19 protein-coding genes and 1 pseudogene are annotated in these 25,301 nt (G+C 37.7%); 11 read left to right on the top strand and 9 right to left on the bottom strand.

The features are described 5' to 3' along the window. Positions 1 to 48 precede the first annotated feature (48 nt). Complete coding sequence (locus tag G322_RS0103265) at positions 49 to 582, top strand: fibronectin type III domain-containing protein (RefSeq protein WP_022940380.1); 534 nt, start codon at positions 49 to 51, stop codon at positions 580 to 582. A gap of 184 nt (positions 583 to 766) precedes the next feature. Here G322_RS0103265 and G322_RS0103270 read toward each other — a convergent pair whose 3' ends face one another. Genes G322_RS0103270 through G322_RS0103280 form a run of 3 tightly spaced genes read right to left on the bottom strand, consistent with a single transcriptional unit; the run spans position 767 to position 6,078 of the window. Then, the gene (locus G322_RS0103270) at positions 767 to 3,406 is read right to left on the bottom strand and encodes a tetratricopeptide repeat protein (RefSeq protein ID WP_022940381.1); all 2,640 of its coding nucleotides are present in this window, start codon (positions 3,404 to 3,406) and stop codon (positions 767 to 769) included. Positions 3,407 to 3,443: 37 nt separating this feature from the next. Then, complete coding sequence (gene prsR, locus G322_RS0103275; RefSeq protein ID WP_022940382.1) at positions 3,444 to 4,790, bottom strand: PEP-CTERM-box response regulator transcription factor; 1,347 nt, start codon at positions 4,788 to 4,790, stop codon at positions 3,444 to 3,446. A 13-nt stretch (positions 4,791 to 4,803) separates the two neighbouring features. Next, complete coding sequence (locus G322_RS0103280) at positions 4,804 to 6,078, bottom strand: porin family protein (RefSeq protein ID WP_156873900.1); 1,275 nt, start codon at positions 6,076 to 6,078, stop codon at positions 4,804 to 4,806. A 67-nt stretch (positions 6,079 to 6,145) separates the two neighbouring features. On the opposite strand from G322_RS0103280, the gene G322_RS0103285 reads away from it, so the two are divergent. Next, entirely contained in the window at positions 6,146 to 6,364 is a 219-nt protein-coding gene (locus G322_RS0103285) for a hypothetical protein (protein WP_156873901.1), read from the top strand. Here the strand turns inward: G322_RS0103285 and G322_RS0103290 are convergent. The 5 genes from G322_RS0103290 to G322_RS0103310 all read right to left on the bottom strand — a co-directional run bounded on the left by G322_RS0103290 (position 6,351) and on the right by G322_RS0103310 (position 12,522). Further along, positions 6,351 to 7,085 carry a P-loop NTPase family protein gene (locus G322_RS0103290; protein ID WP_022940385.1) on the bottom strand — a complete coding sequence of 245 codons (735 nt, stop codon included), beginning with the start codon at positions 7,083 to 7,085 and terminating at the stop codon, positions 6,351 to 6,353. The genes G322_RS0103285 and G322_RS0103290 overlap by 14 nt on opposite strands. A 1-nt stretch (position 7,086) precedes the next feature. Then, on the bottom strand, positions 7,087 to 8,631 hold the full coding sequence (locus G322_RS0103295; protein ID WP_022940386.1) for an XrtA system polysaccharide chain length determinant: 1,545 nt from the start codon (positions 8,629 to 8,631) through the stop codon (positions 7,087 to 7,089). A gap of 2 nt (positions 8,632 to 8,633) precedes the next feature. Next, entirely contained in the window at positions 8,634 to 9,242 is a 609-nt protein-coding gene (locus G322_RS0103300; protein ID WP_022940387.1) for an XrtA/PEP-CTERM system exopolysaccharide export protein, read from the bottom strand. A gap of 33 nt (positions 9,243 to 9,275) precedes the next feature. Beyond that, on the bottom strand, positions 9,276 to 11,342 hold the full coding sequence (gene prsK, locus G322_RS0103305; RefSeq protein WP_245542281.1) for an XrtA/PEP-CTERM system histidine kinase PrsK: 2,067 nt from the start codon (positions 11,340 to 11,342) through the stop codon (positions 9,276 to 9,278). Between the two features lie 160 nt (positions 11,343 to 11,502). Then, on the bottom strand, positions 11,503 to 12,522 hold the full coding sequence (locus G322_RS0103310) for a polysaccharide deacetylase family protein (protein ID WP_022940389.1): 1,020 nt from the start codon (positions 12,520 to 12,522) through the stop codon (positions 11,503 to 11,505). A gap of 343 nt (positions 12,523 to 12,865) precedes the next feature. Between G322_RS0103310 and G322_RS0103315 the strand changes: the two genes are divergently transcribed. Genes G322_RS0103315 through G322_RS0103350 form a run of 8 tightly spaced genes read left to right on the top strand, consistent with a single transcriptional unit; the run spans position 12,866 to position 22,739 of the window. Next, positions 12,866 to 13,666, top strand: a complete 801-nt coding sequence (locus G322_RS0103315) for a WecB/TagA/CpsF family glycosyltransferase (RefSeq protein WP_022940390.1) — start codon at positions 12,866 to 12,868, stop codon at positions 13,664 to 13,666. Between the two features lie 15 nt (positions 13,667 to 13,681). After that, a complete protein-coding gene (locus tag G322_RS0103320; RefSeq protein WP_022940391.1) occupies positions 13,682 to 14,665 on the top strand; it encodes a sulfotransferase domain-containing protein in 984 nt (327 codons plus the stop codon). Positions 14,666 to 14,670: 5 nt separating this feature from the next. Then, positions 14,671 to 16,224 carry an MATE family efflux transporter gene (locus tag G322_RS0103325; RefSeq protein ID WP_022940392.1) on the top strand — a complete coding sequence of 518 codons (1,554 nt, stop codon included), beginning with the start codon at positions 14,671 to 14,673 and terminating at the stop codon, positions 16,222 to 16,224. 6 nt (positions 16,225 to 16,230) lie between these two features. Continuing rightward, positions 16,231 to 17,442 carry a hypothetical protein gene (locus G322_RS0103330; protein WP_022940393.1) on the top strand — a complete coding sequence of 404 codons (1,212 nt, stop codon included), beginning with the start codon at positions 16,231 to 16,233 and terminating at the stop codon, positions 17,440 to 17,442. A 12-nt stretch (positions 17,443 to 17,454) separates the two neighbouring features. Next, positions 17,455 to 18,861 (top strand): phenylacetate--CoA ligase family protein, encoded by a 1,407-nt coding sequence (locus G322_RS0103335; protein WP_022940394.1) that lies wholly within the window; start codon positions 17,455 to 17,457, stop codon positions 18,859 to 18,861. Positions 18,862 to 18,872: 11 nt separating this feature from the next. Further along, on the top strand, positions 18,873 to 20,291 hold the full coding sequence (locus G322_RS0103340) for an O-antigen ligase family protein (protein WP_022940395.1): 1,419 nt from the start codon (positions 18,873 to 18,875) through the stop codon (positions 20,289 to 20,291). A 49-nt stretch (positions 20,292 to 20,340) separates the two neighbouring features. Then, the gene (locus tag G322_RS0103345; protein WP_022940396.1) at positions 20,341 to 21,624 is read left to right on the top strand and encodes a glycosyltransferase family 4 protein; all 1,284 of its coding nucleotides are present in this window, start codon (positions 20,341 to 20,343) and stop codon (positions 21,622 to 21,624) included. After that, positions 21,624 to 22,739: a CapA family protein gene (locus tag G322_RS0103350; RefSeq protein WP_022940397.1), complete on the top strand. Its 1,116-nt coding sequence runs from the start codon at positions 21,624 to 21,626 to the stop codon at positions 22,737 to 22,739. Before G322_RS0103345 ends, G322_RS0103350 begins: the two co-directional genes overlap by 1 nt. An 85-nt stretch (positions 22,740 to 22,824) precedes the next feature. On the opposite strand, the gene G322_RS0103355 is transcribed toward G322_RS0103350, so the two are convergent. Then, the gene (locus G322_RS0103355; RefSeq protein WP_022940398.1) at positions 22,825 to 24,651 is read right to left on the bottom strand and encodes a right-handed parallel beta-helix repeat-containing protein; all 1,827 of its coding nucleotides are present in this window, start codon (positions 24,649 to 24,651) and stop codon (positions 22,825 to 22,827) included. 440 nt (positions 24,652 to 25,091) lie between these two features. Here G322_RS0103355 and G322_RS23220 point away from each other — a divergent pair. Continuing rightward, positions 25,092 to 25,301 (top strand): annotated as a pseudogene (locus G322_RS23220) (IS110 family transposase); the annotation flags it as partial.

Genomic DNA, 25,301 nt, shown 5'->3' on the forward strand with positions numbered 1-25,301 from the left:
CATATGGATATTATTAATTTTGGAGTTTAGATGCATAGGTTTTCATGGATGAAGCAAGTAATTACGTCTGTTTTTTTATTACTGTTTTTATCAGCGTGTATTGAAAGTGATTCAGAACCCTCTCCCCCTCCTAGCTTGGGAACGTCAGGTGAGGAACAAGCTGAATTGATAACAAAAGAAGAACCTGTAACAGCACCACCTGTTGCAGTACCACCTGTAACAGCGCCACCTGTAACAGCGCCACCTGTTGCAGTACCACCTGTAACAGCGCCACCTGTTGCAGTACCACCTGTAACAGTACCACCTGTTGCAGTACCACCTGTAACAGCACCTGCTATCGTAGTCGCGCCGGTATTAATTGAGTGGCTTGATAATTCTGATAATGAAGATGGTTTCATTGTTGAGAGAAAAGCAGAAAGAGAGGCTAGCTTTACAAAGGTGAATTATCTTATGCCTGATGCAACTCATTATATAGATGATAGTTTATTAGCTGGTATCTATTATTGTTATAGAGTGATTGCTTTTAACCAAGCGGGTAGTACTTCGTCCGATGAAGTTTGTATTGATGCACTTTATAAATAAGTGTTTTGTTTCATTTTAAATGAGATGATTATCACGCCAACTACGCTCAGTTCTGCAATAGGGAGCTAACAAAAAAACTTAACTATTTCAGCTTTTTTTTCATCGTAGCACTTATAAAATAATCGTTTTTGCGTAGTTTAAATGGCTTCAGTAGACACTGAAGCCATTTTTCAATATGAATTAACTAAAGATCTTTTACCTCTAACCAATGTTGCTCAATGTCTATATTACGGGGAGCTAATTGATGCGCTTGTTGAATCAGTGTTTTCGCTTGCTCTATGTTGCCCGACTTATATAAAATCCAACCATATGTATCGACTATTGCCGCATTTTTTGGGGCGAGTGTAAACGCTCTTTCAGCCAGTTCGGTTGCTCGATTGTTATTTGTGATGAAATATAACCATGCTGCATTATTCAGGCTTGTCAGGTTATTGGGGTCTTGTGCTAGTATTTTTTCATACAACGCTAAAGCACCTTGTTCATCTCCTTTTTTCTGTAATAGCAGGGCGTTGTTGAGAGCCACAAATAAGCTTTCAGGTGCTTGCTTTTGCCACTGTGCTAAAAATAGCACCGCTTGCTGTTTATCCCTCTGTTGAAGTAGTGCATAGCGTTTTCGTGCCACTTGTTCATTGTGAGTTACCTGCCATTCTTCCTGTAGAATGTTGAGAGCTTTATTGGGATCATTCTCTGCTAATGCAATCTCTGCTTTATAAATTGAGATGATAGGGTTGTTAGGTAAGATGACTTCAACTTGTTTTATGACCTTTTTTGCCTCGCTTAACTGTTTCGATTCAATCTCTATTTTTGTTAGTAATATTAATAGTAAAGGATGCTCTGGCGTACCTTGCAGTGCAGTTAAGGTGATTTTTCTCGCTTTATTAAACTCTTTGTCGGTCAGGGCAAGAATAGCGCGCTGATAATCTATCTTTTTCTGTAGGTCGGTTAAATAGGGCTGTAGATTATTTAGCAATTGCTGTGATGCTTGCTCTATATGCACTGCTGCTTGCTGTATATTGCGTTGTTGTAGCTGGGCGTCAGCTAAAACAAGTGCCAAAATAGCGGGATCGTGGTTTTCTGGCAATCGATTATGGGCTTGTTCAATATCTAACGCTTGTTTGATTTGGCTAAACACAAAACCTTGATAACCTTTTAGCTCTTTAGGGTGAAATAGAATGATATTTCGATAAGCGCTTTGTGTTGCTTGCCAGTTCTGTGCCTGTTGTTTGCTCTGCGCTAGTCCATATAATCCTGTTAAATTATTTTCTTGTTGTGCTAAAACCGCGCTGAAAAGCTTATCGGCTTGCTGATACTGCTTACGATATAGTTTGTATTTAGCGATAAGTAATTGTGTTTCTAAACTGTTGTTTTTGGTTGTTTGCAGTTGCTGTATATACTGTTGTGTCGCTTTGTCTTTTTTAAGAAAGATTAATTTTTTCAAATAAGCGGTTTGCAAGTGGATATTAGTCGGATTGTTTTTTAACGCGTTTTGTAAAATAGCGTGTGCTTTTTCATGATCGGCAGGGGTTACCTTGCTGTAATAGTTCGCAGACAAAAGCGCTGCTTTATCACTGTTGGGAAAAAGTTTTTCAATCCTGTTTAAGGCAAATTTTGCTTTATCAAATTGTTGTTGATCCATGGCCGCTAATAGATACAAGGTTAATGTTTCGTAGCTGTTTTCGGTTGCAATTATATTTTCTAGCATGGTTAAAACAGCCGCTGAATTATCAAGTTTTAGCTGTGTCATTGCATACAGTTGTGTCAATTTTGCGGAGTTTTTTTCTGGATCAATAATGCCATTTAAGTATTTTTGAGCACCTTTAAGATCTCCCTGCGTATAGAGGATCACACCATATAAGGTCAATGTTTTTTTATGGCCTGGTGCGATTTTTAATATCTTATCAAGTGTTTGTTTAGCGAGTTTGAACTCTTTGTTTTGGTATTGTTTTGTCGCCTGTGCATAATTTTGATTGATAGACGCGGCTTCTGGAAATTCATCGGCTAAAATTCGAGAATACAGCAGCGCTTCTGAACTGCGTCCTTGTGAGGTTAATACCTCTGTCAGAGCTTGCAATATGCTAATACGTTCAGGGGTGAAGATATCAGAAGAGGGGATCACTGTGAGTGCGAGTGAAAGTGTTTTTTCTGCCTCGCGAAAATTATTTTCATTAATCAGCAGGTAACTTTTTAATATTAATGCTTCACTATTTTTTGCATCGCTATTAATGGCGCGATTGAGTAGTGAGATGGCATCTGGTATATCATTTGCGAGCGCAGATATCTGCGCTTGCCCAATGAAGGCATCTGCTTGGTATTTTGATTGTTTTTCTAGCGTTTTAAAGAGTGCTAATGCTTGCTCAAATTTTTGTTCACGCAAGTGTATTTGCGCTTGCTCTTTCATTAATCGATAGGGTTGTCGTTGTAATACATCGTTATTTTCTTCAATTAATCGTTTTGCAGAGATGAGCTTATTTTCTTTTTGATAAGCTTCTAACAGTAAAAAATAGTACTCACTATTTTTACTGTTTTTATACTTTGTTAAAATAAAACTGGATGCTTCTGGTTGCTCTAGTTGCAGGTAGATTTTGGCAAGCATAAGGTACCCATCAACTTGTTCAGGGTAAGCCACAATAGCATTTTTAGCAGCCACTATAGCCGCTTTAAACTGAAACTGTTCTAAATAGCTTTCCCCTTGTTGTGTATATTGGTTTAAAGGTGCTTTTTGTGGCGCTGTAGGCTCACCACAAGCGGTCAAAAGCACACTGCTAGCGAGTATGATTGCTGTGAGCATTTTTTTATTATTAAATCGTGTTTTGATAAAGTTCATAATCGTTCCATCTGTATTGCTTACGTTGTTAAAATAATCACGAGCTCATATTGTATTTTTTCATTAAGTCATAAAGTGTTGGTCGGGTGATGCCCAGTGTTTTGGCTGCTGCTGAAATATTGTTATCACTAGCGATAAGTGCTTGCTTGAGGGCGCGAACCTCGGCATTTTTTCTGATCTCTTTCAGATTAAGAGCGCTACTCTCTATCTTGCTTAAACCAAGATCTAATGCGCTGATATATTTTAGCTCACACATGATGGTGGCGCGTTTAATTTTATTTTCCATTTCACGTACATTGCCAGGCCAACTGTGGTTTTCAATGGCATTGATGGCATCTTCAGAAAAACCAATAATATTGAGTTTTTGTTTTTTGACAAATTTATTGAGTAGATATTTGGCGAGTAATATCTTATCTGAGCCTCTATCTTTTAGTGCAGGAATGTCTATCTGTATCTCGGAAATACGATAAAAAAGATCTTCTCGGAACTCTCCTGACGCTATCATCTCATCAAGATTTTTATGTGTTGCACAAACAATGCGTGTATCAATAGCAATCTGTTTACGACCCCCGACACGTTCGATAACACGCTCTTGTAAAAATCGCAATAGTTTTGCTTGTAAATGCAGGGGCATATCACCGATTTCATCAAGAAAAAGTGTGCCTTTGTGCGCCTGTTCTATTTTACCAATAGTGGTTTTTACTGCGCCTGTAAATGCGCCTTTTTCATAACCAAAGAGTTCACTTTCAATTAAGTTTTCAGGAATTGCAGCACAATTAATCGCGATAATATTATGCTCTTTTCTTGGGCTGAGTTGGTGCAGAGCGTTAGCAAGCACCTCTTTTCCTGTCCCACTGTCACCGAGCAATAAGCAAGATACGTCAGTCGGGGCTACTTTTTCGATCATTTTACAAATTTTAAGCATCTTCTCGTCGCTGGCAATAAGACCATTTAACATCGATTCTTGATGTTGGCTGAGGTGGCGATTTTTCTCTTCTAAATCATGTATGTGAAAGGCGCGTTGTACAATAAGATCCAATGTATCGGGGTCTACGGGTTTCGCATAAAAGTCATAAGAGCCTAGTTTAATCGCCTGCATTGCATGTTGATTACCCTCATTGCCGGTCATGACAATCACTTTCATGTGTGGATTAAGGTGTAATGCTTGTTGTAGTAGTTCAAAGCCCTCTTTTACGCCATCTTCATCAGGGGGTAATCCGAGATCTTGAATCATTACTTTGGGCTCATGTAAGCGAATGGCGGCCACTGCATCTTTTTGATTGGCCGCCACCACTACTTGATAATCAGAGAAGTGCCATTTTAATTGTGTTTGTAGCCCTTTATCATCTTCGACAATTAATAGGGTTTCTGCTTTAGTTTTCATTAATAACTCCTCTTTAATGGCTAAAACGAACAGTGGCAATTAGCCTTGTTTCGTCATAACCATTCATTTGTTCATTATTTAGCTGCTCTTCGTACTGTGCCGTCAATGAAAAAGTTAGTTTGGGATGGAAACGGTACTCACTTGATAAGCTAGTTAACCACTGCTGTTTATCAAACTCTTTTTCGATATATGTTTGGCTATAACTGGCGCTAAAACGTGTTGTTAATAGTGCCGTATGTTTCCAGCTTAATTGTGTGCTAATACCACTACGAGGCTTTACTTCACGTGTTATTAGTGGCGTTTCTTGTTGATAATAGAGGCTGTTGGTATTAGTGAATCGGGCATTGAATGCAAAGAAGTTGTGATCTAATGACACTCTATCGATCCAAAGTAGCTGCGTACCATCAAAATTAATATCGCCACTGTCGGGGGTGTCTTTTCCTAAACCAAGAGATGAATCGGTTAATTCACGTTGCACACTTAAGCCAAGAGTGTTTTTCTGAAAGCGGTAATGATAACTAAATTGAAATATTCCACCCTCTTCATAACGATTTAGAATTGCTAAACGGCTATAACCTGCTTTTGCTAGGTAACTTCCGTTTCTTAAGTTGCCAGCGAGTGACATATCAACATTTATTTGTTCATAGGTGAGTTCGTAGAGTAAAAAATCTACTTCGCTGTATTGACTGCTTAACCGATAGGTCATTTTATTGTTTAAATCATGATACCAAGAGAGACTTAACCCATTACGGTCAGTATTTTGCTGCTTGTCATCACTTAATCGAACCGCTGTATAGGTATAACGGGTTTCAAAGCCCGCGCGTTTTGAGTAGGGTAGACGCCACAGCGGACTCACGGTAAATACATCACGATTACCATTGTTGTTTGGCAGGTCAACACCTGCTTTATCTAGCAGATAACTGTGTCGAAAGTGGCTAAGATCTAAGAGTAGATTCTTGCTAAATATCTGCTGGCTAATGGTTAAGCTACCCGCAATATCACTTTCATCTTCAATATCTGCTTCGCTGTAATGTGAATAATAGAGACCGTAATCTAATAGGCTATTGTTAGTGGCAGTGTGGTTTTGATAACTAACATTTAGATCGACTCGCTGCTCATAACCCGATTTTTGATTAGTATTTGTTTTACGAATGTTATCACTATGTGTGTGTTCAAAACCGAGTGAGATAGAACCCTCCCTTACTGAAGAGGGCATGATCTCTGCGTCGATATAACCCGTTAATAATAACAGGCTAGCAAAAGAGACCAGCGTAATTGAACGATTCATTTTTATACCCATGTTGCCTCAAGGTGCTTTGTCAGGCACAAGCTCGGTAACCAGAGCAAGGCGCGATATGAGCGAATGTATTCCCTTTGTGATTGTTGCAACGCCGGGCTGGTTTTCGAGCTTGCGCCCCGAAGGGCAAGGTAACTCGCACCAATTTGTGTCGTTATTAAATCTCGACTTAGCGCGACTCGGCTTCAATTTCATGCCTTGCATCTTGGCGCAATTTCCCTTGCTGGCTTGGCACTTTGAAGTATCATGGGTATATATCTTTATCATTGATTATTAAACACTAAACCGGCAAGTTTATCTTTACCAATGGTATCAATACCCGCTTCTATCTGTGCGTGATTAGATTTTCCATAACCGACAACCAAAATCGCCAAATCACAAATTGAAACCAATATTTGGCTTTCTGCATATAAACCAATCGGTGGCGTGTCCAAAATAATAAAACGATCGGGATAACGTGTCTTCACTGATTGCATGAAGGATTCCATCTGCTCAGATGAAAAATGTTCGGCCGCGTTAATAACATTATTGCCAACAGGAATAACACGTACACGAGGAATGCCCGATGGATAGATAATGTCGGTAATGGCATCAGTATCATTTTCAAGGAAATTGGTTAATCCTAATGAGGGTGGTGTTTTTAAGTAACTACCAATTTTAGGATTGTAAATATTACAATCGATCACTAACGCTGTTTTTCTTTGGTCTAAGGCGATACTGGCCGCTAGGTTCATGGCAACATGGCTGGTGCCAGCGCCAGAACGAATACTGGTCACCATGCAGATGAAATTTTGGTTATTGGCCTTTTTTAATAGATTGGTACGCAATTCACGGTAAGCATTTAAGGTATCGGCATCATCAATTCCGGGATAAATTATTTTCCGCTCATCAAGCTCTTTGTGCGATAGCAGTGATGTTTCCTGCATTCTTTTAATACCCGTGCGTAGAGGTTTTTCCGTTGTGACGAGTACTTGTTGTTCAGCTTCTGTATTAGACATGCTAAAAGCCTCCTAATTCAATAATTTGCGCTAATGACAGCCCATATTTATGCCTTATTGCAAAGCCAGCATAAAGCAGTATCGCAATTGAATATAAAGCCAATAAAAACAGGTTTTCCATACGTCGACGTACTTTCTCTTTTTTAGTGGTGGCATGTGGCAAACTAGCTAATATTGGAATACCTTTAATGGTACTTAATTGATGAGCAAAACGGATGCGCCCATCTAATACTATTTTGGCCACAAATAAACCCATCACCAATAACAATGCAACAACCGGGCCTGCCATTAAAAAGTGGATGAAACGGGCACCTGTTGGCGCGTTAGGGTAAGTCGCCGCTTCTTGTAATTTAAAATTAACACCTTGGCCTTGAATATCCAATACCATTGATATTCTTGCTTTCTCTTTTTTAGCAAGCATATCTTCATATTGCGCTTGAAATACACTGTAATCACGTGTTAATTCAGATAGCTCCGCTTTATTATTCGCGATACGTTTACGACGTTCGTAAGCCTCTCCAAGTAGCGAATTAAATGCTTTGGCACGGTTGTTTAATGTGCGTTTTTCTACACGGGCAGTTGACAGTTTACTACGTAACTCTTTGTAAAGTGGATTGAAGTCTGAGTCAATGGCCTTTTTAGGCTTATCTTTTTTATCTGCATCACGTATGTTTTTTTTAATATCTGCAATTTGATAAGTTAATTCAATAATGGCCGGGTAGTCATCTTGATAGCTTAGTTCTAGCGTGGCTTTTCTCTTTTGCAACTCTTGCAGTTGGGCATGGTAGATAGATGCTTCAAAATCACTATTGGCAAAACGGCTCTCTTTAGAGAGTTGTGACTTTAAAGACCAGATGCGTGTATCGCTCTCTTCAATTAAAATATTCATCTCTTCAATCGCACTGCGTAATGTTGCAATACGCGCACTTACTTGCTCCTCTGTGCCATCAAAATTGTTTGATTGGAACTCTTTTAATTTGGCTTCTGCCGATAATAGCAGTGCTTTGTAAGCAACGGTTTGTTGATCAATAAAGTTATAGGCACTACGACTCTCTTCTCGTTTCGAGTTGGCACTGTCCTCAATGAACAGTGTGACCACTTTATTGATGGTGATAAAAGCGCGATCTGGATCACTGTCTTTATAAGTGATTTTAATGTAATTTTTTGACTTGCCATTAATCGATAAATTATTGCGCAGATGCCCCATTTTAAGATCTCTTGCCTGTGCATTTGGAAAAGTATCTTTGCCGTAAACATCATCAATCACTTGGTTTAAGATACGCGGTGAGTAGATAATATCGCGTACTTGTGTGGTTCTATTTTGCTTAATACCTGTGATCGATGTTTTACTGCCCAATAATGGTCTGATAATATTTTGGTTATCAGCAAAAATAGTCAGTGAGGTGACAAACGTTGATGGTCTTAACATACCAATCACCATCACCATAAAACTGATGGCAATGATGGTTAATGCCACTTTGAATTTACGTTTACAAAGCTCACGCCAAACAACAACGATATATTTGAAAATTTCATTTAATTCCATAATTAAAATACACTCTCAGGAATAATTAAAATATCAGATGGGCGTAATACGTAATTTGTAGTCAGAATACCTTCATGAAGAATTTCATCTACATTAATTGGGTATGACTCAAGACCACTGGGTGTTTTTCGGTACAAAATTGCACTATCAGCATTGGCAAAATCAGTTAAACCACCCGCCTCTAAAACTAAATCTAATACCGTAATATCTTTATAGAAAGGAATAGAGAGTGGTGTGTTAACGGCGCCTGTAATACGAATGCGGTTACGGTAAATCGCACTATTTGCAGCCGTTACAATAATGGTTACATTAGGAGAGCGGATATATTTATTAAGTTTTTTAGCGATCTTTTTGGCAAGCTTTTCAGGTGTTAACCCCGTTGCTTGCGCATCGCCAATTAATGGCATCGATATCTGCCCGTCTGGGCGCACGGGAACACTGAGTGAGAGCTCTGCATTTTGCCACACATTAATAAATAGCTGGTCACCGTTACCAATTTGATATTCTGCAATGCTAATATCATCTTCAAAAGGGGTGATCTTGGTAGTGGGTTGGGTTGTACACGCGCTTAACAATGTTAGGCATAAAACCATCACTATTTTACGTTTCATTTTGCTTCTCTCTTATTAATTAAATAACTAATATTAAATAAATACTGACTTTGCATTGTGGGGTATATAAATTGAAAATTTACTGCCGACCTTTAAAGTGCTTTCAACAAAAAACTGCCCTTCTAATGCATGAATAATTTCGCGTATTTGGTACGCACCTAGCCCCATTCCTTTCTCTTTTTTGGTGCTATTAAAGGGTTGAAATAGGTCGTTACTGATAAACGCTTGGCTCATGCCACAACCCGTGTCTAAGACTTCAAGCCAAATGTCATTGTTCTTCTGACCTAGGGTGATAATAATTTTTCCGCTGTCTGGTGTTGCATCTTGTGCATTTTTAATCAGGTGATTAAGCACCATTAATAATTTTTCAGCATCTGTTTTAAGGTTGATGGTTTCGTTATTAATCACTAAAGTGGGCAGAGGTAATGCATTTTTATTCATCTCAACCGCCTGTTTTAATAACAAGCTTAAATTAACCCGTTTATTTTCATTTACATGTTTACCCTGTAATTTAATCAGTAGCTTATCCATTTTTTGCACTGAGTTTGCGATAGTATCAATGGCATCATCTACAAATTCAGGGTGGTGTTTAAATTTCTCTGCATTCTTCACCACTAAAACCTGCTGTGCGATGAGGTTTTTAATGTCGTGAATTGCAAATGCACTTACTTTGTTAAACATATCAAACTGTTGATTTTGAACTAATTTCTCATGAGCTTGTTGATGGCTGATATAACTGGCAATTTGTCGGCCAGTTAACTTCAAAATATCTAAATCTTCCCAAGTGAGTTGATTGCTAACACGTTGCTGAGATAAAACCACAAAACCAATTAATTCTCTCTCTGTATTGAGTGGCACAATGACCCAACTATCTTGAGTGTTTTTTAACCAATTTGGGAGGTGTGCATTGGTTGCTTTATCAAGCTCGCTACTGTTCTGTGTTGGTTGAAATATCCACTCTTTCTTTTCCAGTAATTGAATAAACTCACTGTGATTGCTTTGTATTGGATTGTCGGATGATAGGGTGCTGTTAATGGAAGAGACCATCGAATAAAACTGTGGTCCTTTTATCCAAATTGTACCGCTTTGATATGAAAAAAGTTTAAGCATCGCTTTTAATGATGTTTCATAACTATTACCGCCGAGAGTAAGTAGTTTGTCTAGCTTTATCCATTGCTGTTTATAGTCATACTTTTGAGAAAAAAAGTGTTTGCTGGTCCATACAACAACAGTAAGACGGGCTTTTTCTGAAAAAGAGAGTGCAATAATGACAAAGAGTGCCAGCACATACAGCATGATTTTTGATGCATTAAACCAATTCACATCAAAAAAGTTAAAGAGGTAACTCAACAGTGCCATTAGTAATAAAAAACTGCCTACCAGTGTGAGGCTAGTATTAAACAATATGACTGAATTAGAGAGTTTAAATTGTCCTCTTTGTTTTAGTTGAGGCGCATAAAAAATAATGCTCAGTGCTAAAATTAATGATGTTGCTGAGCTAATAAAACCACGGGTGTGCCAGAGGTTTTGGCTTTGTTCTACAAAAAGTAATGCATTAGAAAAAACAACGATGTCATAAGCAAAAATGGTAAACGCACTTAATGCAACTAACTTAGCCATGCGGCTAGAGTGATCATGGCGCAACAATTGCTCACATATGATGATGCCTAACAAACAAAATAATATTTTCAAATAGAGCCATAAAACAGCGAAAGGCAGTAGGGTGACTTCGAGGCTTAATGAATAAACAAATGCGACCATGAGTATCGGAATAGTCGTAAATAGTGATATTGACCAGCAACGAGGAAGTCTTGTGTTGCGTGATAACATTAATAAACTCAGTAACATTAACAAAAGTGCTAGATAATGTAGTGTTTCGAGAAGGGTAAACTGTAGGCTGCTAACTAACGGGCTATCAAGCTGATTTGGTATGCTTAAGTGCCAAATTGCAGAGGTAATGGCACAAATTAAAAAGCTTATTTTTATACGAGTTATGCGTATCTTAAGGAGGACGATGACCGCTAGCGCGATTTCAACAGAGCTTAGTAATAGGTCACTAAATTCTATATTTTGATAAAAGTCCATTTTAAAAAATTCCAAGTGTAATTGCTAAAATTCAAGGGGAAATCAGGGATAAACGCACTTTAATGAAAGATGTTTTTTTATTCGATTATAGCTTTTATGTCAATAAGAAAGCAAATATTTAATATTGGTTAACGGTGTCTGTTTTTCTCGCAATATGAACATATTCGCTTTGTCCTTATATCCTGTTGTTTTTTAGTTCTTTTAAATCTTGAAAGGTAATGAAGTTAAGGTTTTTATTATTTTCCAAAAATTGTTGTAATTTTTTCAGTGAAAAAAGAGATAAGCTTTTAGGGTGCCCCATCACATTAAAAACACTGTGTTTATTGTTTGCTTTTAGATGTTGTTTAAAAGCACTTTGTAATTGACCTGCTTTTGCACCATCTATCATCACTGGGCCGTGTGTGGTTTTTGTTAAACGTTCAATATAGTAGTTGCCATGGGCAATCATCGCTTGGCCATCACCAAAAGGTTTGAATTGTTGGCTGGCGAATTTTTTTCTAAAAGCAAGCTTCCAGAAAAATAGTGGCGACGTTTTAAATGAACTGATCGGCAGTTCAGTAAAAAAGCCTTTATTATCTTCTTGAAGTGGATCTCCAGAAAAGAACCAATGTGCCTCATGAGGCATTTTTTGAAAGTTGAAGTAGCGTGAGGGGTCATCTGAATGGCCAGCATTAAAGACGGTGCTATCCAACCAAATACTGTTTTCTTGCAATGCTTGTTTGATTTTATCAAAGGGCTGAATGCACCAGCCTCCTGCACGAAAAGCAAACACTTCTTTATGGCTGAAGAGTTGTAATTCTTCTTTGTAGCTTTTAACGATCATCGCTATCTCTTGTTGAGAAAAATCATGCAAACGATAGCGTGTGGTATCAATTTTCCAACCATGTTGATCATAACGGCTATCAAACCAATGTGGATGAATATGTAGCTGAATATCATGGCCTTGTTGCGACAAGGTTAAGAGTTGTGTTTGAATCTGTTGATATTGAGTGGCTAACTCAGGATAGCGAGGGGCATACTCTTTTAGTTTGACTAAAAAACCAACATCAACAAATAGGCTTACTTTAGCATTAAATTTATCGAGTACTTTAACTAATTCTTGTGTTGGTTTTATCATGCAATGTTCAACACTGCCCGGATTTTTACCAAAAAATAGTTCGTAATCTAAGCTTAATAGAAAGTCTGTTTTATCCATGTTTAGCCAACTCCTTGTTAATTCTAGAGAAGTATAAAGCATCTGAAGGAAGAGCGGAGTTAATTATTTTTCTTCACGTTTTGAAGTCAATATTTAATATAAAAAATATACTGTTGTTTGCGCTGTTCACATTTACAATAAACAAGGTAACTGCTATTGTGCACGCTTATTTTATAATCTATTTCACACTTTAGGATTGGCTTCAATATTACTTGCGATTTTGTTTTTAAAATAGCCAGTCATTTAAGGCTTTTTGGAAACAATTTATCGCAAGTTATTTTGTAACGATTCCTTAATATTAAAAGCCGAATAACAGGCGTTACTTATGCTAAGGAGAGCGTTTGTGTCCACAGTAGATCCCTCATCAGCGCATGCACTAGAAAAATATCAGGTTCCTCAAAAAAAAATCAACTTATTTGGCATTAAAATTCATGCGCTGAATATGAATGAAGCGTTAGATAATATTCACCAAGCCATTCAGAAAAAATGCTCTTTGCACGTAGGCATGCTCAATGCTGCAAAAGTCGTCAACATGAAACGTAACCCCGCCTTGGGTGAAGATGTGAACGCTTCCGATATGATTTTAGCTGACGGTAGCGCTATTGTGATGGCAAGTAAATTATTGCGTAAACAGCTTCCTGAACGTGTTGCCGGTATCGATCTCATGCATGGTATTTTAAGTCGAGGTAGTGAGCATGGTTACCGTGTGTATTGTCTTGGAGCAAGTGAAGAGATCTCACAGAAAATAGAAGTTGAAATAGGTAAACACTACCCTGGTGTTGTTATCGCTGGCCGTCAAAATGGTTACTTTTCTGATGAGCAGGAAGCGAGTATTGCGCAAAAAATTGCTGATGCTAAAGCGGATGTGCTCTTTGTCGCGATCACCTCCCCTAAAAAAGAGCAATTTATGGCGAAATGGAATGCAATAATGCAAGTCCCTGTCGTGCATGGTGTGGGTGGTTCATTTGATGTGTTCGCAGGAAAAGTACAACGCGCTCCACTCATTTGGCAGAAAATGGGCATGGAGTGGTTATACCGCGTATTACAAGAGCCCGGGCGTTTGTGGAAACGTTACTTAGTCACCAATACACTCTTTCTTGGCATGTTAGCCAAAGAAATGATCAAACCCACTAAAATACAATAATTTAAAGATTTTACCATGACTCAGAAAAAGCAAAAATTAGTTTATTTAGCGGCTGCAAGTCATTCAGGTTCAACCATGACTGCGATGTTATTAGGTGCGCATCCTGACTTGTGTAGCGTGGGTGAGTTGAAAGCGATTAACCTCGGTGATAAAAACAGTTACTTGTGTTCATGTAAAACGCTTGCGAAAGATTGTGCCTTTTGGCAAGGCGTAACAGAAAAAATGGCCAGCAAAGGTCATGATTTTTGTATCTCTAATGCAGGTACTGATATCCGTACTGGCGCAACACCTTATATGTTACGTTTATTAAGACCTTTAGTGCGCAGTCCAATAATGGAGTTTGTGCGTGATACGTTATTGTCACTCTCTCCTACGTGGCGCAAGCAGTTACCTCATTTGCAGAAGCGTAATGCTGATTATGTGCGCTCAATCGCAGAGCAAGCAGGGGTTGATACGGTTGTTGATTCTTCCAAAATTGGTATCCGTCTAAAATATTTACTCAAAAATCCAGATCTTGATGTAAAAGTTATTTGGGTGGTGCGTGATGGTCGCGGTGTTTCACTTGCCTATAAAAACCCTTCTGAATATGCAGATGCCAAAGATCCTAAATTACGTGGTGGTGGGACTGGAAAAACCCCAGAGCATAGTCGTGGTATTGAAGTGGGGGCTCAGGAGTGGATCAGATGCAATGATGAAACTCGGTCAGTGTTAGCAACGATGGATAAAAACAGTTGGATAAAAGTACATTATGAAGAACTCTGTAATGATACTGAAAAAACACTGGATAAAATATTTGAATTTATTGGCGTTGATCCTAGCAAGAAAAAATTGAATTTTAAAACGGTTGAACACCATGTGGTGGGTAATGGTATGCGTTTAGATGATTCAGAAGTGATTAAGCTTGATGAACGCTGGAAAGAGCAGTTGAGTAAAGCGGAGTTAAAAAAATATTTTGAAGTGGCGGGTGATTATCATCAATCACTTAGTTATACGGAATAATTTAGATGAGTGAATGTGAAAATAAAAAAGCGGATTTAACAGGGCAAGATCGCTTTGCTTGGAATTTATTAGTGAGCTGGGCAAGTCAACTTGTGCTTATTTTTTCTGGTTTTATTATGCCTCGCTTGGTGGATGAACAAGTTGGACAAGCCTCGTTGGGCATCTGGGATTTTGGTTGGTCTTTTGTCAGTTATCTTAGCTTAGTTGGGTTAGGCATGGGCGCTTGCTTTAATCGTTATATTGCAAAGCATCGCGCTGCAGGGGATTTTGTCTCACTGAATAAAGTGGCAAATTCCGCTGTTTTTGTACAGTTAATTTTCTCCGCTATTACCGCGATGACGACTATCTCCTTCTATTTTTTATTGCCTCTCTATTTTAGTGATACCTTACAAGACAATATTGTTACCGCGCAATGGGTGGTACTCTTTTTGGGTTTGAGCATCTCCGTTAAAATGATAGCGGGCTCTGCAAGTGGCTTGTTAACAGGTTATCATCGCTGGGATATTCATAATGCCCTGCATGCAGGTGATAGTATACTGTCATTAATTTTAATGGTTATAGCCCTCTATTTTACCGATCTAAGTGTTGCAGGTATGGCCATCGGCTATCTACTTTCAACCATTGTATTTGAAACGCTACGTTTTGTTTTTGTTAATAAACACTGCAAAGAATTTCATTTTAATTTACATTTGGCAAATCTTGCAACCTGCAAAGAGATGTTACTATTTGGCATTAAAAGTATGTTATCAAATGTGCCTCCTATTATATTATTACAAACTATCAGTATTATGCTGGTGAGCATGATTGGTCCCGCTGCGCTGGCTATTTTTGCGCGTCCGATGGCACTCACCAAGCAGATAAGAACCTTTATGACCAAGTTCACCTTAATGCTTACTCCTACAACGGGATCGATGCAAGGCGCAGGGGACATGAAGGCGATTCAAACCCTTTTTGTAAACACCACCAAATTGAGTTTTGCTTTTACGCTACCAAGTTTAGGTTTCTTGTTTATTTATGGCGATGTAGTTTTACAGTATTGGATGGGGTCTGAATACGCCCTGTCTACATTAGTAATGATTTTGGCGCTAGGGCAATTATTGCCAATGGGACAAGATACCTCTATCCGTATTTTAATGGGCATGAATCAGCATGGGCGTATCTCGCTTGTTGCTTTTATTGTTATTTTTGCTGTTTTTGCGTTGGGCCTTATGTTTACCGGTATTGACTCTTGGCAACTAACCACAGCCGCTTTACTGTTTGTTATTCCAATGAACATTGTTTACGGGTTTATTGTGCCTATTTATACCTGTCGCGAATTAAAAATAGCCTGGTTAAGTTATGTTCGACAGAGTTTTTTAAAGCCTGTTTTATACATTCTGCCCTATTTAGGTTTGCTTGCTTGGTCGCGCCAAGCCTTTAATAGCAACGATGTATTAATCGCATGGTCTGCTTTCATCGCGGCGGGTATCGTGACGATAATCATCTACTTTATCTATTTAGTGCCTGAAAAAATGCAACAGAAAATATCATCTCGCTTTAAACGCCAAGCGAAAGGTTAACGAAATATGAGTGTTAGTTTACGAAAATATCCTTATCCCTATCAAGCGATGCTCGCTATTTGTAGTGATTTAGATGAAACGCCCAACAAAGAGATCTACTTTGAAACTGCACGTTATCTCAATACCACAGAAGAGACTCTGCTGGGAAAAGGGGTTGGCTTAGAAGTAGGCAATACCATCTATTTTGAGATGCCGGAGCATAATTTTTCTTATACCAATACTGATGATGATGGTCGTAAAAAAATACAAAAATTGATTCAATCAGGTCATATTGATTGTTTGCACTCTTTTGGTGATTTTGTTAACGACAGAGCAAAAATAGAACAATACTGGTCTGAAATTCGTCAAGGCGAACGAAAAATAGAGGTATGGGTGGACCACGCCCAAGCACCCACAAATTTAGATAACGATATAATGCAAGGTCAAGGCGCTGAAAGTGGAAAGGCGCCTTATCATAGCGACTTAACCGTCAAAACAGGTGCATTGCCTTTTATTTGGAAAGGGCGTGTCACTAGTTGTGTTGCGCAGAATGCCAAAAGAAGTTATCGCGCGTTATTTAATAAAAAACAGATAAAAGCTTCTCTTAAAACCATCACGTTAGAGTTTGTTAAAGGTTGGCTTGCAAGGTTAGGCAATCAAAAATATGCAATGCATCAAGCGAATAAAGTATTAAGAAAAACCCAACTTATTGATGGTACGCCCGTATTAGAGTTTTTACGCTGTAATCCTTCCTGGGGTGGTGTTTCCATGTTTGATAGCGCCCGTGGCATTCATCAGGTATTAACCAAATCGGTGTTAGATGCTTTAGTTGCAAACGCAGGCTGTAGTATCTTTTATAGTCATTTAGGGAAAATTTTTACTGAAGAAGAACCTTTTCAGGAAAAAACTCGCCAAGCTTTTGAGCTACTCGCATCGTTTACACATAACAATCAAATATTAGTTACTACTACTCGTCGCCTATTGGGTTATTTAAGAGCTTCAGAAGAACTCTGCTTTACAACGAAAGAAACGACTAGTCATGTTCATATATATATAACAACCATAGCTAGTGAAGGTGATTTACAAGGGTTGACCTGGAATATCCCTTCTGACAAAGAGCCTGTATTATGGGTTAACGATGAAATATATACGAATATAACAAAAAACACTTATGATGAAAACGGAGTACAGAGTGTTTCAATTCCATGGCTCGATTTACAATTTCCAAATATTAATTAAGGTGTGTCAGGTATGAAAAAAGCATTTTCAAAGAAAAATTTATGGGATGCAATGCCTTCACCTTTGAAGGTAATTGCAAGTACCGTGCTAGCCTATATCCCACTTAAGTACATTATAGGGAAGCGCTTTAGGGAAACAACAAACTTGATATCAGAGGCTGATAAATGGAGCAGAGAAGAGGTCGATAACTACCAATTCATTAAAGTTAAAGAGCAAATTTTAAACGCTTATCAAAAATGTCCTGCCTATAAAAAATTATATGATGAAAGTGGCTTTGATATTAATTCCTTTAACTCGATAGGGGACATACAAAAACTTCCTTTGATCGATAAGGCGTTTGTTAACAAGAATATAGACGATCTTTTATTGGTAGATAAAAATAGTGCCGGTGTTGATTATGTTACAACGGGAGGAACGAGTGGTGTGCCTCTCACTTTTTACATCAATGCAAGTCGCTCTCAAATTGAATACGCATACCTGACAGATGGGTGGAAAAGAGCAGGTTTTAACTTGGGGGATACTAAAGCTGTTTTACGAGGTCGTGTAACGGGTAATAAATCAGGTGTGCATCAAAGTTATGATCCTGTTTTTAATGAACATTATTATAGCAACTTCCATATGAATGATGATGATATGCGCAACTATATATCTCATATTAAATCACTTTCTGATTGTTTTCTGCATGTTTATCCCTCTTCTATTTACCAATTAGCTCGTTTTGCTAAGAAAGAAAATATATCGTTTGATAATGTCAAAGCTATTTTGGCCGAATCTGAGAATGTCTATCCAGAGCAACGCACATTTGTTGAGTCAGTATTTAATTGTCGTTATTTTTCATCGTATGGGCATAGTGAAAAATTAATTGCAGCCGCAGAGTGCGAACATAGTAGTGATTATCATGTGTGGCCTACTTATGGTTTATTAGAATTATTGGATGAGAATGGGCTCGCTATTACAAAAAAAGGTCAAGTAGGGGAGATAGTAGGCACTGGATTTATTAATACAGTTATGCCCTTCATTCGTTATAAAACGGGTGATTATGCTGAGTATGTCGGTAATTATTGTGATAAATGTAAACGTCATCATACGGTTATTAAAAATATTTTAGGACATAGAGTACAAGAACATTTGGTTGCGATAGACAATAGCCTAATACCATGGACGGCAATTAATATGCATGACGATACCTTTGATGATGTTTTGCAGTATCAGTTTTATCAAGATATCCCTGGTATCGCAGTGATAAAAATTAAAATAGGAAAAGATTTTGTAGATGAAAATAAGCAACGCATCATTAATAATATTGGCAGTAAACTACAGCATCGTATAAATGTTTCTGTCGAAATAGTTGATGAAATACCCTTAACGGAACGTGGGAAATCTATTTTTGTTGACCAACACATTGATTTTACAAGTTAGTTGGTTTCCTTATGATTCGTATCGCACTCCTCACTTTATTGATTGCTTATCTATCGGCATATGCTTGGAAAGATTGGTTTCGCTCTGCTTGCTGGTTAGTATTGTTGATGGCTATCTTCCAGCACCCTGATATGCCGAAAGCTGTAGGCGGAATTCCAGGCTTGAATCATTGGAATTTTTTATTTATAAATACCGTATTATCTTGGCTTTCTAATCGGAAAAAACAAAAGCTAACTTGGGATATGCCAAGGATTATTAACACTTTATTGCTAATATACTCTCTTTTTATTTTTATCAGCGTTATTAGATACTTCTCGGACCATAGTGGTGTAACTGAATTATATGAAGCAATGGGGCGCGTAGCACCTGGAGGGATAAGTGCGGTCAATGAATACCTGTTTAACTGCTTTAAATGGGTGCTTCCAGGAATTATTATTTTTGATGGCTGCCGTAGTCGGAAACAATATAACTTTGCTGTAATAATGTTAGCTATGATGTTTGTGCTATTAGCGTTGCAAGTGGTCAAAGCGATGAAGTTAGGCTCGCTTACCATGGGGGGGGATGCTTTACAGATTAAAGCACTTAAAATTATCTCTGATAGTGTCGGTTTTCACCGTGTTAATGTGTCAATGATGATGAGTGGTGCGTTTTGGGCTGTCTTTTGCTTAAAGGAGCTTGTTACTACCAAGTATTATTGGTTACTGATCTTACCAAGTTGCTTAGTTATTTTTCTAGCAATGGCACTAACGGGTGGGCGGACAGGTTATGGGACATGGGCTATCCTCGGGATATTTTATTGCCTATTTAAGTGGCGAAAATACTTACTAATCGCTCCTTTTATTGTATTAGCTATCACTATGTTTGCTCCCTCTTCTGTCGAGCGACTTTTACAGGGTTTTACGCCTGAAGAATCCATCGAGATTGCCGAAACAAATTTTGAAGACGGTGGTGTTGACATGTATTCCGTTACTTCTGGTCGCGTTTTTGTCTGGCCTCTTGTCTGGGATTCAATTTTAGAAGCCCCGCTCTTTGGTTATGGGCGTGAGGCGATGCAGAATACTGGCATTACTCTGCAAATAAAGCAAGACTATGGAGAAGGGGAAAGCTTCCCTCATCCTCATAATGCATATTTACAATGGATTCAAGATAATGGGTTTGTTGGAGCATTTCCTGTGTTTTTATTGTATTTAATATTTGTTAAGTATTCATGGTCTCTTTTTCGTGATAATTCGGAAAAAATATACGTGGTCACAGGTGCGGTATCACTCGCTCTTCTATTAGCATTTTTAATCGCATCGACAGGAAGTCAGACATTCTACCCGCGAGAAGGGGCTGTTGGGATGTGGGTTGCAATAGGGCTACTCTTACGGGTGCATGTTGAGCGTGAAAAAATGAAAAAATACGGTAAAAGTAACTTAATCAATAGTTAGGTTTATTTGTTTATGCAGTTAATGTTAAGTATCACAAAAAGGAATAGTTGTGGGGAAGTATGAATATACGGTTCAAAAGTCACGTTTAATTGACTCTCAAAAAAACACATTATTAAAAAAATTATTTGCTAGGTTGGTCACAAATATCATTTTAGTGACATCAAATTTTATTATCACGTTACTTTCAGATAAAGATAAAGATAAAGATAAAGATAAAGATAAAAATAATTTTTTATTGATGGGGCGTTTTGAATCTGACAATTGGATTGCTGCTCATATTAAACCATTAGCTGAATCTAATGTGTGTGCTCATATTTGGGTGGTTGCTGACAGGAAAATGTTAGAAATTGACAATGTTACTTATGTGACGCCATCACCCTTGGTCAAAAAAATATTTGGAGGCGTTTTTGCTCGAACCTATACCGCTTATCAAGTGACAAAAAATAATGATATTGATTATGTTGGAGGTTTTCATTTATTATTAAATGGCATTTTTTCCCATGTTATTGCGAAGATTAATAGAGCTAAATCCATCTACTTTTGTGTTGGTGGTTGGTCTGAAATTATAGGTGGCGGTGTTTATAGTGGCACACCTCTTTTTAAAGATACAGGCAAGCATGACGCTAATTTAGAAGCGCGACTAATTAATTATGTGAAAAATATTGATCACGTGATCACCATGGGTTCTAAAGCAAAGCAATTCCTTGAATCTAAAGGTGTTAAAAGTGTGACTGTAAATCCAGGGGGAATAGATACAAGTATTTTTGAAAAGCTATTAAGTGAGCAAAGCAAAGATATTGACTTAATTCTTGTTGCTCGATTAGATCCTATTAAAAGAATTGATCGTTTTTTAACAATAGTAGAGCAATTAAAACTTAGATTACCAAATGTTTCCGCTGTAATTGTAGGGGGTGGTAATAAACTTCAGGAATACAAATCATTATCTGAACAGAAGGGGCTGAATGATAATGTCAGCTTTGTTGGTGCGACGGGGGATGTTGCTTCATATCTCTCAAGGGCACGTGTTTTTGTGCTGACCTCTGATTCAGAGGGACTTCCTTTATCGTGTATGGAGGCGACTATGTTAGGCTTGCCTATTGTTGCTTCAAATATTGGTGATTTATCAGATATCGTTGAACCTGGAAAAACCGGCTACTTAATTGATAAAAATGATGTTGCGGGGTTTGTTGATAGTTTGTGTACTTTACTTATCGATAAAGAGCATGCTAAATCAGCCTCCGTCGCCACTTTACATAAATCAGCCTCATTCACCCTTCATAGCGCATCAAAGACTTGGGATGAAACGCTAAAATTATCAGAGATAAAACCATAATGGATATTTTAGGCCAAAGCTGGACTATTAAGTTAAAAGATACTATCCCAGAATTACCTGAAAATAACATGTTATTTTTGGGTGATATTGCATTGGCGCGCGGGGTTGCGGAACATATTGAAAAATATGGGAATAATTATAATTTAACGCACATAGAAAATGTATTTTTTGATAAATCTGTGGTGGTTTTTAACTTGGAATGTTGCTTAACAGAGCGTGGTGAAGCTTGGGAGCCCAAACCTGTTTTAATGAAGGGTAAAGCTGAGTATTTGGATGTTTTCCCGAAAAATATCAGTTACGTCGCTAATATGGCAAATAATCATTTTTTAGACTTAGGTGTTGTGGGCGCGCAAGATACGATTGCAGCCGTGTATAACAAAGGAATGGGCTGTTTTGGGGTCATCGACCATAATTTAAAAAGCTTTGAATACAAAGTTAGTTTGCTGGGAGCTGAAGTGTCGTTAATTGCATACTCTCCAGCCGCTCATCCGTTGACTGAAAGTGCCAAGATTAATGTTTCTTATAAATCAGTACATGAGATGGGAAAAGATGTTAAAAAGTTAAAAGCAACGGCAGATTTGTTGATTGTCTCTTTGCATCAAGGTGTTGAATTTTGTCGGTATACCGATAGTGTTTCTCGAAATAGAGCTCGTGCACTCATTGACGCAGGAGCCGATTGTATTATTTGTCATCATACACATGTAATACAAGGCATTGAAATATACAAAGGGAAGGTCATATTCTATGGAATCGGTAATTTTTTGATTGATATCGATACTAAAGCGATGCCTCATACTAAATACAGTTTAGGGCTTGAACTCATTACTCAAAATAAAGAAATAACAGAGATAAAACTGATACCCTTTTTTATTAATGAACAATTACAAGTTGAGTATTTAGAGGGAGATGATAAAGATAGATTGTTACTTGAAATTAATTATTTGTCATCTTTTTTTAATAACTCTTTTTACAGTAAAATTAACTATCTATTAGCGCGTAGTATGTGGGTGAAATTACATTTAAGCTCAGTTGTTAATATGTATAAAAGAACGGGTCTTATGGCTGTTACTCGTTATTATTTTTCACGGTCGATTGTTAAGGTTTTTAATAGATAAAAGCAATTTAATCTACTATGGTTTCGACTAAAAAAGCAATCTATAGGATGTTAATTACCTTATAGATTGCTTGATTTTTTCGTTTCTATGGTTCTGAAGTAACACTGATCAAAGTGGGTTTAAAAGGAGCTTCTCCAAGGTTTGTTCTTACTGTGCTATCCTCATAACTCCCTATATCCCATTTACCGCTACGCTTGCTACCATAGATATCATACTCAATGCTTAATCCATACAAGTCAAAAAACGCATTATAAACGTAATGTTTAGTACCAAGATCATGGCCATTACTATTGCTTACTAATTTAGCTCCTCCTGAATTTAAGTTTGTATTTTCTGTCAAGAAAATATTATCTGAATTAAAACAGCGCATCTCCTGACATACATTTTCTACCATCTGTGATTGAGCGGTTGTTTTGTGTCCGGCCCAATAAAGACCGTTATCTTTATCGACTGTCATGCCATAAAGGGAACTCATTAGATGAGATTTATGTTCACCCGCTTCATTTGCATTGAAATAAGCACTTTTTCCTGATTGTATGTAGATATGCTGACCTTTGGTAACACCGGAGATGACATTTTGCGATATATTGTAGATTGTTTCACTTTGTGAAGGGCCATAAATTCCAGAGTTTACATTGCGAATGGTATTATTAACTATGTATCTGTATTTTCCGCCCATCAGCATAATTGCAGCATCTGCCCAAGCTCCGCCTCCTATTTTGGTGATGCTCTCTGGTGTGCTAATGTCGTGAATGTAATTGCCAATAACGTATATATGTCCCTCTACAGTTCCGGTATCGCTACCACCGTAAATGCCAAAGCTTGCATTGCTAATGTCATTGAACAGTATCCATAAATTATCTGACGAATATTGATAACCAACTCCTTTGCTTGGAGATTTAGATATTTCATATAATGGTCTAGTATCAATGATATCTTTGAACACATTTTGAGAGATAATGATGTCTTTACCACGTTTTATACCAACACCTGCTTGCCTTACATTTGATATGGTATTAGATCCAATATAGATGTTTTTTGTTGATTCGGTTGTTCCTAATATTTGTATACCTGAGCCACTGGCAAATTGTATTAAATTATTGACAAACCAATAACCATCGACACCTTTATCAACTTGAACCATGTGATTATCTTGATCGAAATCTGCATTTACATCCCCGTTATAAAGAAATTTATTATCAAAAATAAAAATGTTTTTAGCTGGCGTCTCTGCATTAACACCTGTCGTATGAATTGATCCCCTTTTACCTTCTACACTTGCGTTGTACCCATAAAAAACACAGTTACGAATAACAATATTTTTAGCTAGTCGAGGTTTTGAGCTACCAATTAGGTACATCCCTCCGGCACCAGTTTGTAATCCAAATTGGATGTTTTCGACAAATAAGTCGCTTCCTTCAATGACAAATCCTTTAGTAAATACTGCATTTTTCCCTACGAACCATACCGGCCCTGTCTCTCCTTGTTTCCATGTGCCATCATTTCCTTGTGCATTGATGAAGGTAAGGCCGCTATGCGAAATACTATACTCACCTTCAATTTTCACATAAGAGCCTGGTGGTATCGGCGAAGGGATGGTTTTTCGAGGCGATAAAGGGGTTCCGTTTGTTGAATCAGAGGCATTAGTAGCGGTTGAGTTTATATAATACAATCCATCTTGTGGTACTAGCCACTGTGATTCATTAATCTTTGGTGCCTTTTGGGATACATCATAAGGCGGGGATGGGATTCCAATTGTTTCTATGTAACCAGCACCTTCAACATACCCTTTTGTTTCTGTGTAAGTAATTTGCTCATTTGAATATGCAGTATTTATAAGTATAAGTAAAAAAAAAGTCACGACTCCTTTCATACTTAAAGCGGGGCTAAGTACTTTTTTTATTGTATTCATTGTTTTGCCTTCTTCATATTGGTATTTGTGGCTAATGTATCACGCCATGAAGTTAAAAATCTGTATGGGTAATTAAATATGCCTACATCTATCGCCTTCTGAGTTGCATATTCTATTACTTTATTGCTGCAATCTATTCTATAACTAAAGTCGAATTTAATGTGAAAACTAGAGGGTAAAGATTAATTTTTGTGAGGTTAATGTAACTTTTATTTACTTGTGTAATACCATTTCCAGTAATTAACTGGTCATATTAATTATTAGGATGTGCTGCTTTAGCTACGCCAATAGTAAAGGCGAGACTAAAGTCTCACGTCCCAAAAACGATCACATATTTATTGGAATTAATGGTATGGACCCTCTCCACTCCACTTACGGCTTCAAATGAGCCAATATAGTAGTGTTAAACATTCTATATACAGCAAAATAGAGAGGGTCACATGAATACTATAACAATCGGGTTAGATATCGCAAAGTCAGCTTTCCATTTAATTTGGATGAATGAATCAGGTAAAGTATTAAAGAAAAAACAGTTAACACGGAAAAAGATGGTGACATATTTTTCTAATTTATCACACTGTATTGTCGTGATGGAAGCATGTGGCAGTACACATTACTGGTCTCGCGTTCTTATTCGTTGTGGCCATGAA

The organism is Psychromonas hadalis ATCC BAA-638 (assembly GCF_000420245.1).
In the GTDB taxonomy this organism is placed as follows: domain Bacteria; phylum Pseudomonadota; class Gammaproteobacteria; order Enterobacterales; family Psychromonadaceae; genus Psychromonas; species Psychromonas hadalis.